The sequence below is a fragment of the Rhodococcus sp. 06-462-5 genome (genome assembly GCF_002258315.1).
GTDB lineage: Bacteria > Actinomycetota > Actinomycetes > Mycobacteriales > Mycobacteriaceae > Rhodococcoides.
This window is the reverse complement of record NZ_NOYD01000061.1, coordinates 68,045-79,819: the sequence shown is the minus strand read 5'-3', so window position 1 is coordinate 79,819 and position 11,775 is coordinate 68,045. Positions and strand designations below refer to the sequence as shown.

Annotated in this window: 9 protein-coding genes; 6 read left to right on the top strand and 3 right to left on the bottom strand. The window is 64.2% G+C overall.

All coding sequences use genetic code 11. From position 1 onward, the window contains the following. Positions 1–22 precede the first annotated feature (22 nt). Positions 23–775 carry a maleate cis-trans isomerase gene (locus tag CH251_RS26655; protein WP_094615729.1) on the bottom strand — a complete coding sequence of 251 codons (753 nt, stop codon included), beginning with the start codon at positions 773–775 and terminating at the stop codon, positions 23–25. Between the two features lie 252 nt (positions 776–1,027). On the opposite strand from CH251_RS26655, the gene CH251_RS26650 reads away from it, so the two are divergent. Genes CH251_RS26650 through CH251_RS26630 form a run of 5 tightly spaced genes read left to right on the top strand, consistent with a single transcriptional unit; the run spans position 1,028 to position 9,419 of the window. Next, complete coding sequence (locus tag CH251_RS26650; RefSeq protein ID WP_094615728.1) at positions 1,028–3,130, top strand: hydantoinase/oxoprolinase family protein; 2,103 nt, start codon at positions 1,028–1,030, stop codon at positions 3,128–3,130. Between the two features lie 20 nt (positions 3,131–3,150). Beyond that, entirely contained in the window at positions 3,151–5,472 is a 2,322-nt protein-coding gene (locus CH251_RS26645; RefSeq protein WP_094615727.1) for a hydantoinase B/oxoprolinase family protein, read from the top strand. Continuing rightward, on the top strand, positions 5,469–7,148 hold the full coding sequence (locus tag CH251_RS26640; RefSeq protein WP_094615726.1) for a (2,3-dihydroxybenzoyl)adenylate synthase: 1,680 nt from the start codon (positions 5,469–5,471) through the stop codon (positions 7,146–7,148). The genes CH251_RS26645 and CH251_RS26640 overlap by 4 nt, the downstream gene beginning before the upstream one ends. Then, positions 7,145–8,674, top strand: coding sequence for an FAD-dependent monooxygenase (locus CH251_RS26635; protein WP_094615725.1), 1,530 nt, complete (start codon positions 7,145–7,147; stop codon positions 8,672–8,674). Before CH251_RS26640 ends, CH251_RS26635 begins: the two co-directional genes overlap by 4 nt. 25 nt (positions 8,675–8,699) lie before the next feature. Further along, complete coding sequence (locus tag CH251_RS26630) at positions 8,700–9,419, top strand: TetR/AcrR family transcriptional regulator (RefSeq protein ID WP_045196172.1); 720 nt, start codon at positions 8,700–8,702, stop codon at positions 9,417–9,419. A 151-nt stretch (positions 9,420–9,570) separates the two neighbouring features. Here CH251_RS26630 and CH251_RS26625 read toward each other — a convergent pair whose 3' ends face one another. Further along, positions 9,571–10,296, bottom strand: coding sequence for an SDR family oxidoreductase (locus CH251_RS26625; RefSeq protein ID WP_094615724.1), 726 nt, complete (start codon positions 10,294–10,296; stop codon positions 9,571–9,573). 128 nt (positions 10,297–10,424) lie between these two features. Here CH251_RS26625 and CH251_RS26620 point away from each other — a divergent pair, with 128 nt between their 5' ends. After that, on the top strand, positions 10,425–10,841 hold the full coding sequence (locus CH251_RS26620; protein WP_094615723.1) for a MerR family transcriptional regulator: 417 nt from the start codon (positions 10,425–10,427) through the stop codon (positions 10,839–10,841). Here the strand turns inward: CH251_RS26620 and CH251_RS26615 are convergent. Then, positions 10,828–11,694 carry an alpha/beta fold hydrolase gene (locus CH251_RS26615; protein WP_094615722.1) on the bottom strand — a complete coding sequence of 289 codons (867 nt, stop codon included), beginning with the start codon at positions 11,692–11,694 and terminating at the stop codon, positions 10,828–10,830. The two genes, CH251_RS26620 and CH251_RS26615, sit on opposite strands and share 14 nt — an antisense overlap. Positions 11,695–11,775: the final 81 nt, after the last annotated feature.

The following is an 11,775-nucleotide window of genomic DNA, read 5'->3' as shown; positions in this document are numbered from 1 at the left end:
TTCCTCTCTACGAAGTGACGATCTACGAAGTGACGACTGCGTCGGCTCGGAGCAGTGAGCCGGCGTCCGGTAGATCGACGGGTAGGTCGAGCGCACGGAGCAGGCTGTAGGCACCTGCCGTTGCGGCCGACAGAACGGGGATGCCGAATTCGTCCTCGGCGGCCTGAACGAGCGGTAGCGACGGCATCTGTACGCACGCGGAGATCACCAGCGCATCGGCGCCGGTGAGATCCAACGACCGCGCCGCGTCCATCACTCGTTCGCCTGGGATGCAGCCGACTTCGGCGTTGTCGGACACCTCGAGCGCACGCCAATCGAGTACGCGAATTCCCTCGGCCTCGATGTACTCCACGACCTTCTCCGCGAGCGGTCGCATGTAAGGCGTCACCAGAACGATGCTCTTCGCGTCCAGAGCGCGCAGGCCTTCCACGAGAGCGCCTGCGCTCGACCGGACAGCGGCATCGGATCCGCCCGTGGCGAGTTGTTCTGCGATGAGCCCCTCGACGCGTTGGTGTTCCCCTGGCCCGGCGACCATCAGGGCAACGAGACACGCATAGAGAACGGCGTCGATTCCGGCATCACCCAATTCGAGGATGCACCGCTCGCGCTGGGCGTTCATCGCTCGCAGTTGCTCCGGTGACACGGCCTGCATACGCATGCGCGAGGAGTGGAACGAGAACTGTGCCTCGCGATGTCGCGCCAACACGGCCGGCATCTCCGTTTCCACGGTGACGTTGGAGCTCGGAACGACCAAGCCCACACGGTGAGTACTCATGCACTGCCTTTCGGTATTTGACGTTGATGACGAGTATTCGACGTTTGCGATGATTCGTCAAGTGGCGTTCACCAGCGGAAGTGAACGGCAGTATCGAGTCGGACAGAGCCGAGGGAGGTGACAGCACTCACATTCATGCTTGACATGTCGTCGGTAACGTCGAATACTCGACGCAGACGTAAGCAGTGTTCGAGGGTGCCTCGCTCTCACATGCCAGAACGTCTTCGACTCGGACCTAAGGAGCACACCGGCATGACCTATGTGATCGGAGTGGACGTCGGCGGAACGTTCACGGATGCAGTACTCGACGACAGTTCCGGCACCGTGGTCGCGGCCAAGGCGCCCTCGACTCCACCCGACTATTCCCAGGGCGTCATCGACGTTCTCGAAACGTTGGCCGAGCAGCTCGGATGCCCGGTGCAGGAAATGCTCGCGAACACCCACCACATCGCCCACGGCACCACGTCCTCGCTCAATGCACTGGTGATGGGCAACGTCCCGCCGGTCGGGTTCCTGACCACCAAGGGGCATCGGGATTCGATCTACATCATGAACGTCGAGGGTCGTTACCTCGGTGGATCGCCCGAGCAACTGCAGAACGTGTTGGGGCAGAGCAAGTCCCACGGTCTGGTTCCCAAGCGGCATGCGCTCGAGGTCACCGAACGGCTCGATCGAGACGGCAATGTCGTCGTTGCCCTCGACGAGGAGTCCGCGCGCGTCGCCATCCGAAGCCTCGTCGACGACGGCGTCTCCGGCATTGCGGTCTCGCTGCTCTGGTCGTTCCGTAACCCGGTGCACGAGCAGCGTATTCGTGAACTGGTGCACGAGATCGCGCCCGAGATGTTCGTCTCGCTGTCCTCCGAGGTGAGCCCGCGCATCCGTGAGTTCGCCCGCAACGCGACCACGATCATGAGCACTCAGATCGGTCCGGGACTGCGCGACTACCTCGGTTCGTTGGAGAAGAAGCTGCGTGCCCTCGACCTCGCCGGCCCACTGCTGGTGATGCAGAGCAACGGCGGTGCCGTTGCCGCAGGAGAGGCCCCGAAGAACGCCATCAGCACAGTCGGATCCGTGTTGACCGGCGGCGTGGTCGGAGCCGTGTCGCTCGGAAAGCAGCTCGGACACGAGAACATCATCGCCACCGACGTCGGCGGAACCACCTTCCTCGTCGGACTCGTCGTCGACGGTGAGCCGGTGCGCGCGTCGAGCACCATCATCAATCACCACCCGATCAACGTGCCCACCCTCCAGGTACACGCAATCGGCTCCGGCGGCGGCGCAATCGCCTGGGTCGATGCAGGCGGCAACCTCCAGATCGGACCGCACAGCGCCCAGGCGGTTCCCGGCCCTGCCTGCTACGGGCAGGGCGGCACCGAACCCACCAATGCCGATGCCAACCTCGTCCTCGGCATCCTCCCCGAACGCGGATTGCTCGGCGGTCGCAAACCACTCGACAAAGAGCTTGCGCGCGAGGCCATTCGACGCCGAATCGCGGAACCGCTCGGTCTGTCGATCGAGGATGCGGCGGCTGCGATCTACGCCGTGCAGAACGCGCAGACCGGCGATCTCCTGCGCAAGACTGTGGTGGAAGCCGGACACGATCCGCGCAACTTCGTCCTCTACGCATTCGGCGGAGCCGGACCGTCGCACTGCGCCGCGTATGCCGCCGAGGTCGGCGTCAAGGAGGTCATCGTTCCGCTCGGGCAGGTGGCGTCGGCGTTCTCGGCCTACGGCCTGGCGTCGTCGAACATCGTGCTCGCGGCCGAGCTGTCCGACCCGGCCGCGATGCCCCTCGATCCGGCCCGCGCCGAGGCCAATTTCGAGAGCCTCGAGAAGCGGGTGCGCGACGCCCTCGGTCGGCAGGGTCTGAATTTCACATCCGTCGAGGTCGAACGTGAAATCGACATGCGGTACACGATGCAGCTGGCCGAGGTGGCCACGACCGTTCCAGGAGGCTCGCTGGACTCGGCGAGTGTCGCCCATGCCTCGGACCTCTTCGAGCAGCGGTACGCAGATCTGTACGGCAAGGACAGTGGATTCCGCGAAGCCGGCATTCAGGCGATCACCTATCGCGTTCGCGCGACGGGCGTGCTGCCGTTCTCGCCGACTCTGCCCGAATTGAAGTCGGCCGACTCCGCCGACGCATCGGCGGCCCGCATCGGCTCCCGAAAAGTCAACCTGGACGGTCGAATCGGCTATGTCGACACCGACATCTACGACTACAGCAAGCTCGCTGCCGGGCACGTCCTCGCCGGTCCCGCCATCGTCGAAGTCCCCACGACGACCGTCGTCGTCCCGCACGGCACCACCGGAACTGTCGACCGCCTCGGCAACCTCAACATCGTCGCCGGCTGAGACCACAGGAGAACCTCACCATGACATCAGCAATCCCCGGGTCCGAGATCTTCTCGTCCCGCCCCGTCGATCCCGACGCTCTCGCGCGCACCCTCCCACCGACCCTGCCGGTGCACACCGTCACGCAGCAGCAGATCGACGACCTCGATCCGTTGACCTACGAGGTCATCCGCCACCGACTCTGGTCGGTCACCGACGAGATGGGCGAGGCACTCAAACGAATGTCGGGCTCACCCATCGTCACCGATGCGAACGATTTCGACTTCGCGATCAGTGACGAACTGGGACAGGAGGTTCAGGTCGGCCTCTACAACACCATGCTCGTCGGAGCCGTGGACCTGGCGATCTACTGGACCCTGCAACATCGCGCCGCCAACCCAGGAATCGCGCCGGGTGACATGTTCCTCTGCAACGACCCATGGGTCGGCGGGGGACTGCACCAGAGCGACGTCATCGTCTACCAACCCATCTTCCACGAGGGCAAGCTGTTCGCCTGGACCAGCGCGATCTGCCACGAACCCGACCTCGGTGGTTCCGGACTCGGGTCGTTCGACCCGTCCGCGAAAGATGTTTTCTCCGAATCGCTTCCGACTCCACCGGTCAAGGTCGTCCGCGACTACGAGCTCCAGCGCGACATCGCCGATCTCTGGGTGCGACGCTCCCGAGTTCCGATGTTGGTCGGGCTCGACCTGCGGGCGAAGATCGGTGCGAACACCGTCGGACGCAATCGCATGCTCGCCGTCATCGAGCAGTACGGTGCCGACACGGTCAAGGCCGTCATGAAGCGCATGATGACCGACGCCGAAGGCCGACTGCGCAGCAAACTCTCGTCGCTGCCCGACGGGACCTGGAAGGCCACCGGCTACCAGGACCAGTCGCACACCGGCGACCGTGACGTGCACAAGATCACCGTCGCGATGAGCAAGACCGCCGACCATCTCACGTTCGACTTCACCGGCACCGACAAGCAGACGGGCGTCATCAACTGCACCTACGCAGGCATGCGCGGCGGCGTCATGCTCGCGTTGCTTCCGATCCTCGCGGGTGACATCCCCTGGTCCGCAGGTGGATTGATGCGATGCTTCGACCTGGTCTCCGAAGAGGGCACCATCAACAACGCGAGCTTCCCGGCGGCCGTCAGTCGTGGTCCGATCGGACCGGCGTGGTTGACCGGAACCCTCATCGCCGAATGCCTGTCGCAGATGCTCGACCGATCGGTGGACCTCGGCAAGAGCGTGCAGGCTGCATGTTGCGGCACCTGGGACACCGCCGTGATCGCAGGCCTCGACGAACGCGGAGAACAACCCGTTCCGTTCCTCAACATCATGATGGAACCGATGGCAGGCGGTTACGGTGCGCGCCCGACCGCAGACGGCATGGACACCGGCGGACTCTTCTGTATTCCGATGGGGCGCATCCCCGATACGGAAATGACCGAGTTCCTCTACCCGCTGCTCACGCTGTGGCGTCGTGAAGAGCCCGACTCCGGTGGACCCGGTCGTCAACGCGGTGGCGTCAGTGCATCGCTCGCTGTCACGCCGTACGGCACCTCGCTCCCGATGGGCCTCGTCCTCGCCTCGGCGGGTAAGGCCGTGGCGCAGAACAACGGTCTCGCCGGCGGATACCCGGGTAACACCGGACTCGAAATCCTGGCACGCAGTACCGACGTCATCGAGCAGTTCGCAGCGGGAAAGATCCCCGGGGCCCTCGAAGAGCTGGGCGGCGGAAAGGAATTCGGCGCGTGCTACGCCGAAAGCTACGTCGCTCCCGGTGAGGTGCTGTACATGCACTGGCAGGGAGGCGGCGGTTACGGAGATCCGTTGCATCGCGATCCGGAGGCCGTCGTGGTGGACCTACGCGAGGGCAAGGTCACCGCGGAGGGCGCGAACATCGTCTACGGCGTGGTGATCGACGGGGGAAAGGTGGACGAGGCAGCAACTGCACGACGACGTCGGGACATGATCGACGAACGGCGCACGCGTTCCACCCAGCACTCCGACGCTCCCATCATGGATCTCTCGCTGGCCAGGCGGCTCGACGACAACCTGTCCGAGGTGACCGTCGGGGACGTTCGGGTCATCGCCTGCGCACAGTGCGGTCGATTGCTCGGTGACGAGAAGACCAGCGGCGTATTGGATCTGGCTCGCTACGAGGGTCCGTCCTCGGCCGCGGGGCCGCAGGTCACCTCGGACCCGGCCGAGTACGTCGACACGCCAATCGTGTTCCGCCAACTGTGCTGCCCGGGATGCTGGACGGCCGTGTACTCGGGAATCGTCCCGGCCGACCACCCTGATCATTCGTTGGAGATCTCTCGATTGCTTCCTGCGGTGGCCCAGCGATGACGGTGACCACCGAGACGGCCCACTCGGACTGGGACGGCAGGTTGGTGGGATACCCGAAGGACCGCGCGCAGCACTACCGGCAGAGCGGTTCGTGGAGTTCACTGCCCACGAGCCGACGGTTTCGAGACGTCGCACTTCGGTATCCCGACAGGCCTGCGATCATCAGCGCCGAGGGATCGATGACCTTCGCCGAACTCGACCGTCGTACCGATGCCATCGCCGCCGGATTGGTTGGACTGGGTCTGGCGCGCCTGGACCCTGTGCTGTTCCAGCTGACGAACCGGCTGGAGACGGTGCTGGCCTGGTACGGCTGCATCAAGGCCGGGCTCGTTCCGGTCGCCACACTTGCCGCGCACCGAATGCACGAGATCGCGCACATAGGTGCCGCGGTGGGCGCGGTCGCACATGTGGTCGAGGCCGGTGGGGGGTCGTTCGATCTGGTCTCGTTCGCCCACGAGCATGCCGCGGGCAGCCAGACCGTTCGCCATGTTGTGACAGTCGGGGCAGCGGAGGGTGGCGAGCTGCGCCTCGAGGACCTCGGGCAGGGCATCGACCCCACCGAGGCCCGAGCAGTCGTCGACGCCATCGAGGCCGAGACCGATCCCGAGGACGTCGTTGCCTTCCAATTGTCCGGCGGGACAACGGGAGTACCGAAGGTCATTCCGCGGATCCATGCCGAGTACTGGAACAACGCACTCATGTACGCCCAACGGCTCGAGTGGACATCGGACAGCCGCGTCGCCCATCTGATTCCCATCGTCCACAACGCAGGGATTGCCTGCGGTCTGCACGCCTCGCACTCGGTCGGCGCGTGTCTCGTACTCGCGACCGCCGACGTCCGATCGGCGTTCGACCTCATGGAACGCGCGGAAGCCACCGAGGTGTTGATCGGCCACGGTCACTACCAGGCCGTGTCGAGTCCCGAATTCGATCGCGTGCGTGAGCGTCTGCGGCACGTGATCCTGTCCGGTGCCAAAGTGTCACCGGCACTGATGGACCGCGTCGACGACGGTCGAGATCATTGGGCGGGTCAGTTGTTCGGAATGTCCGAGGGGTTGCTCACCGTCACCCCGGTCGCCGCTCCCCGCCACGCCCGGATAGCCACCGTCGGCACCCCGGTCTGCGCGGAGGACGAGGTGCGCATCCTCGATCCCGGTACGGAGATCGAGCTGCCCGACGGGGAAGTCGGGGAATTGTGCTGCCGTGGTCCGTACACGATCACCGGGTATTTCGGTGCCCCCGAACACAATCGAACTGCCTTCACCTCCGACGGTTTCTACCGGACCGGCGATCTGGCGTCGATCTCCGTCGTCGCAGGCGAGCGGTACGTCACGATCGAGGGGCGGATCAAGGACCTCATCAACCGAGGCGGCGAGAAGATCAACGCCGAGGAGGTGGAGCTGCTGCTGCTCGATCACCCAGCCGTTCGTTCCGCGGCCGTGGTCGCGATGCCCGACCCTCGACTCGGCGAGAAGACGTGCGCATATCTCGTCACCGACGGGGTGCCATTGACGATGGCCGACGTACAGGAACACCTCATGGGGCTCGGCGTAGCCAAGTTCAAGTGGCCCGAACGTCTCGAATGGGTGGACGAGCTTCCCCGAACCAACGTCAACAAGATCGACAAGAAGCGTCTGCGGCTCGACATCGCCGCGAAGCTCGAGAGGCAACGATGAAACTCGACCGCGTCGTAGTGATCGGCGGAGGCCCGGGCGGGCTCTACGCCGCACGGCTGTTGAAACTGTCCAATCCCGACGCGGAGATCACGGTATACGAGCAGAGTTCACCGGATACCACGTTCGGGTTCGGAGTGGGGCTGGCGTCACGGACGCAACGCAACCTTCGGCAGGCCGACGCCAGATCTCTCGATGCGATTGTGGCCGAATCCTATTCGCACGAGATGTCCATGCAGGTCGGCGACAGGACGGCACGCTTGGCCCACGGCGATCTCCTCGCGATCGGCCGTGCCCGATTGCTGTCCGTGCTGCAGGAGCAAGCACGCGACGCCGGAGTTCGGCTCGTGTTCGGCGAACGCCACGAGCCGAAGGAATTCGATGCCGACCTCGTGATCGCATCGGACGGAATCAACAGCGCAACACGCACGTCCGACGACCGATTCGGTGCCGACATCTCCACCGGAACCGGCCTCTACCTCTGGTGCGGAACGGATTTCGCACTGCCGAGTGCCATCTTCGTGCCCGTCACCACCGAGCACGGCACGTTCGTCGCTCACGCGTATCCCTATGCGGCAGATCGCAGTACGTTTCTGATCGAGACCGATCTCGACACGTGGCACCGGGCGGGCTTCGACGTCACGACAGCTGCCACGGATCCGGCCGACAGCGACGAGGCGTCGTTGCGCTACCTCGAGAAGGCATTCTCCGAGACACTCCAGGATCACAGCCTCATCGGAAACAGGACTCGATGGATGCAGTTTCGAACCGTCAAGTGCCGAAAGTGGGCGGTGGACAACACAGTTCTTCTCGGAGACGCCGCCCACACAGCCCACTACTCGATCGGATCGGGAACGAAGCTCGCCATGGAGGACGCCATCGCCCTCGATGCCGCACTGGCGTCGGCTGCGACGGTCGACGAAGCCCTCGCCGAGTACGAACGGGTGCGTCGCCCCGCGGTGGACCACCTCCAACAGATCGCGGTGCGAAGTGAACAGTGGTGGGAGTCCTTCCCTCAGCGGATGGATCTACCCGTGGACCAGCTCATGGTTGCGTACATGACGCGCGCCGGGAAGGTCGGTCTCGAGCGGTTTCTCGACTCCGCCCCCGAGGTGGCGTGGAAGGGAATTGCCAGCTACGCACAGGTCCCGGCAGACTCGGAGGTTCCCGTCGACGTATCTCGGTGGATCCTCTCGCGGCCCATCGACCACGGTGGGCGGTCGTTCCCCGACCGATTCGCCCCGTCCGATCTTCGCAACGATCCGACGACGACGGTGGTCTCCGTGGACGTCGAGTCTGCATGGAACGAGAAGGCGACGGCCGTCGTCGACGAGGCCAAGGCGAGCTCAACGGTGTGGTTGACCGGGTCCGAGGAGCGTGATCACGTCCTCACTCGTCTCGATGTCGCGGAGCGAATGATGCGCAACACCGGCGCACTCGTCGTCGTCGACGTGCCGAAGGAGTGCTTGCCCGACGCGGTGGCAGGTCTCGTCGGTGCGCGCACCCACCTCGTGTCTGTCGGTCCTTGACGAGAGCGACGGTTATTCTTCGGTCATGACACGCGAGGACTCACCACGGGGATCGGCGCGCAACCCGCGTCGGGAGCTGGTCGAGAAGCAGATTCTCGACCAGGCCACGCGGTTGTTCGCGGAGAAGGGTTTCGCCAGCACAACCCTGCAGGACATCGCCGACGCCACCGGCCTCACTCGGCCGGCGCTGTACCACTACGTCGCGAACAAGGACGAGTTGCTCTCGCGACTCATCAGTGAGAGCACCGAGACGCCTGCGGCAGTTCTGCACGAGATCAACGAGCGATCCGACCTCGGGCCCACGGAGAAGCTGCGGAAGATGGCGACCGCGATCGCACTGAATCAGGCCCAGAGCGCCGACCGCTTCAAGCTCATCATCAGATCGGAAGCCGATCTCCCCGAGGAGATGTCGCACACATACCAGCAGAGTCGCCGACACGTGCTCAAGGAGTTCGTGACGGTCGTCGAAAGTGGTGTCAAGGCAGGGGAATTCCGGCCGGTCGATCCGCGCACTGCGGCACTCGGCATCATCGGCATGCTCAACTGGGTCGCGTGGTGGCACCAGAGCGGTGACCCCGACGCCGATCGGAGCGTGGCCACTCAACTCGCCGACATGGCACTGCGCACCGTTGCTCAGGACAGCGGCAAGCCCGTCGTACCCGAGGGGCCCGAGCGGGCCATCTCGATGCTCCGCGAGGATCTCGACTACCTCGAACGCATCCTGGCTCGGGATCGAACCCAGTAGAGCGTGAAAGAGTGGCTCCGCAGTGCGACACCTCGCCGCTCACATTCCTCTGCACGACCGAACGGTTCGGTGCACCCCACAGATCTCGGATTGGACCCGTATGGCCCCGTCCAGCGCCTTTCGGTTGGGGGGCGGGAGTTGGAATAGAAAGTCAGTTCGCTCCGAGTAGTTCGGCCATCTGTGCATAGAAAGCTGCGGGATCGCCGGAGAGAGAGGACTTCACCATAGCGGTCCATTCGTCGACGATGATTTCGATGGAGCCGGCCGCCAGACCGTCCAGGGCGGCACGCGGCACAGTACGGGGATTGATCTTCGGTCCGTCGTATCCGGCGGCGATGTCGGTATCTGCAGCGCCGAGGAGTACGCCCTGTACGAATGTTCCCTGCGGTGCAAGTTCCAGGCGTACTCCGTTCGTCATGTTCCATTCGGCGGCCTTCGCGGCAGCGTAGGCACCGGATCCCGTTGTGGCGAACCATGATAGAGCCGACAAGATATTGACGATCGAACCGCCACCCTGTGCTGCGAGTACCGGGGCGAATGCCCGAACGACGTTCAGTGTGCCCCAGAAATGTGTGTCCATCTCGCGCCGAACCTCGGTGAGGTCACCGGTGACGAGCGCGGCGCCGGTGGAGATGCCCGCATTGTTGACGAGCAGTGTGACATCGGACGCCGCCGACGCCGCTGCTCTTACCGATTCGCTGTCGAGCAAGTCGAGCGTCAACGGCACCACCCGGTTGTCGTCGAAGTCGAGCGTTTCGGGTCTGCGAGCCGTCGCGTAGATTTTTTTCGCGCCTCGATCGAGAAGTTCGAGGACGAAGTGACGGCCGATGCCGCGGTTGGCTCCGGTGACGAGGGCGATCTGGTCGGAGAAGTCCATGGGACCTTGCTTTCTTCGCGAGTTTCGTTTGCTCGGTCCTGATCGGTCCGATATCGACAAGGCTAAAACTTCACGTTAACGTCAAGGGCAAGTCCGAGAATCGAACGTTGCTCCGAGGGAGATACTGGATGCGTATAGGCGAGGTGGCACACCTGGCAGGAGTGAGCACGCGAGCTCTTCGCTACTACGAAGAGCAGGGCTTGCTGGCGTCCGAACGCACCTCCAGCGAACAACGTGTCTACGCTGAGTCTGCCGTCGAGCGGGTGAAGTTACTCCAGCAACTCTTCTCCGCTGGTCTTTCGAGTCGGAAGATTCTGAAACTACTGCCGTGTATAGACAGCGGCCAGAGCTCGCCCGAGGCCTTCGAGATCATGAGAATCGAACGAGACCGAATCACCGCGGCGATGGCCGATCTGGCCGCCACGCGTGACGTCCTCGATCGGATGATCGACATTGCACACAATCCGACACCCGAACACTGTCCTGCGCTTCGAGACACCCCATGGGCACCGTTCGAGGCCGACGTATCTGCTATGCATCGGTGAACTGCCCGACTCCACCCGCACCCGCGTCGATTGCTTCGTCGATCGTTTCTCCCACTGCGGCCGCACCGACCGAGGTCATGATCGTCCCGGCGTGATCGAGTCCCGGCATCGCGGTGATGGACGTCAGGTCGAGCGCTTCGACGATCTGGCTCGAGTACATCGGCGCGGAATCGGCGCCAACGCTCCACTGCGCGTGCAGGAATCGAATCGGCATCGTCAGTTCCCGGAACCGCGAGGCACCGAAGAAGACGTCCGTGGCGTCCGCGACGACCGCATCGGACGACAGCCGGACCGATCCGTCGACCAGATCGTGTTCGGCGTACGTCCGCAAGAGCGGATCGGCGGGGTCGAGTAGCGGCAACGACGTCGAGACCAGGAATTCGATGTAATCGCCGATGTCGTTCCAGTGCTGCTGAGTTCGAGCGATCCTGTCCGCGAAGACCGCGGCAACGTTCCCCTGCGTGAGGCCGGCGGGCGGAGCCACCGGCACGCCCCCGTCGACGAGGACGAGACTCTTCACCCTGGACGGGTACCGGGCCGCGAACTCGACCGCCACGAATCCACCCATCGACATTCCACACACGTGCACGGCGTCGTGCCCCAATGCGTCCAGGACGGCGTCGAGGTCGTCTGCGTGCTGGGCCAACGAGGACGGTCCCGTGACGTCGACGCTGTCACCTCTGCCGCGAAGGTCCGGTGCGACGAGTGTCAGGTGCGGTGACTCCGCCCGCAGCCAGCTCCACAGCATGCGCTGACTGGAAACACCGTGAACCACGAGGATGGGCTCACTGGTGCCGGTGTGTGTTTCGACGGCGAGGTGCCCGCCGGATACCGGTACTCGATCGATGGTCATGGTGCCGACAGTATGGGAAGCCGGCTTCGGACGGGATGGATTGGATCCCCACTGTGCACGTCGAAATGTGGATGGATCATC

Bases quoted from the DNA above. Each gene is read 5' to 3' on its own strand.
- CH251_RS26655 (WP_094615729.1), bottom strand. From the start codon at position 775: ATGAGTACTCACCGTGTGGGCTTGGTCGTTCCGAGCTCCAACGTCACC.
- CH251_RS26650 (WP_094615728.1), top strand. From the start codon at position 1,028: ATGACCTATGTGATCGGAGTGGACGTCGGCGGAACGTTCACGGATGCA.
- CH251_RS26645 (WP_094615727.1), top strand. From the start codon at position 3,151: ATGACATCAGCAATCCCCGGGTCCGAGATCTTCTCGTCCCGCCCCGTC.
- CH251_RS26640 (WP_094615726.1), top strand. From the start codon at position 5,469: ATGACGGTGACCACCGAGACGGCCCACTCGGACTGGGACGGCAGGTTG.
- CH251_RS26635 (WP_094615725.1), top strand. From the start codon at position 7,145: ATGAAACTCGACCGCGTCGTAGTGATCGGCGGAGGCCCGGGCGGGCTC.
- CH251_RS26630 (WP_045196172.1), top strand. From the start codon at position 8,700: ATGACACGCGAGGACTCACCACGGGGATCGGCGCGCAACCCGCGTCGG.
- CH251_RS26625 (WP_094615724.1), bottom strand. From the start codon at position 10,296: ATGGACTTCTCCGACCAGATCGCCCTCGTCACCGGAGCCAACCGCGGC.
- CH251_RS26620 (WP_094615723.1), top strand. From the start codon at position 10,425: ATGCGTATAGGCGAGGTGGCACACCTGGCAGGAGTGAGCACGCGAGCT.
- CH251_RS26615 (WP_094615722.1), bottom strand. From the start codon at position 11,694: ATGACCATCGATCGAGTACCGGTATCCGGCGGGCACCTCGCCGTCGAA.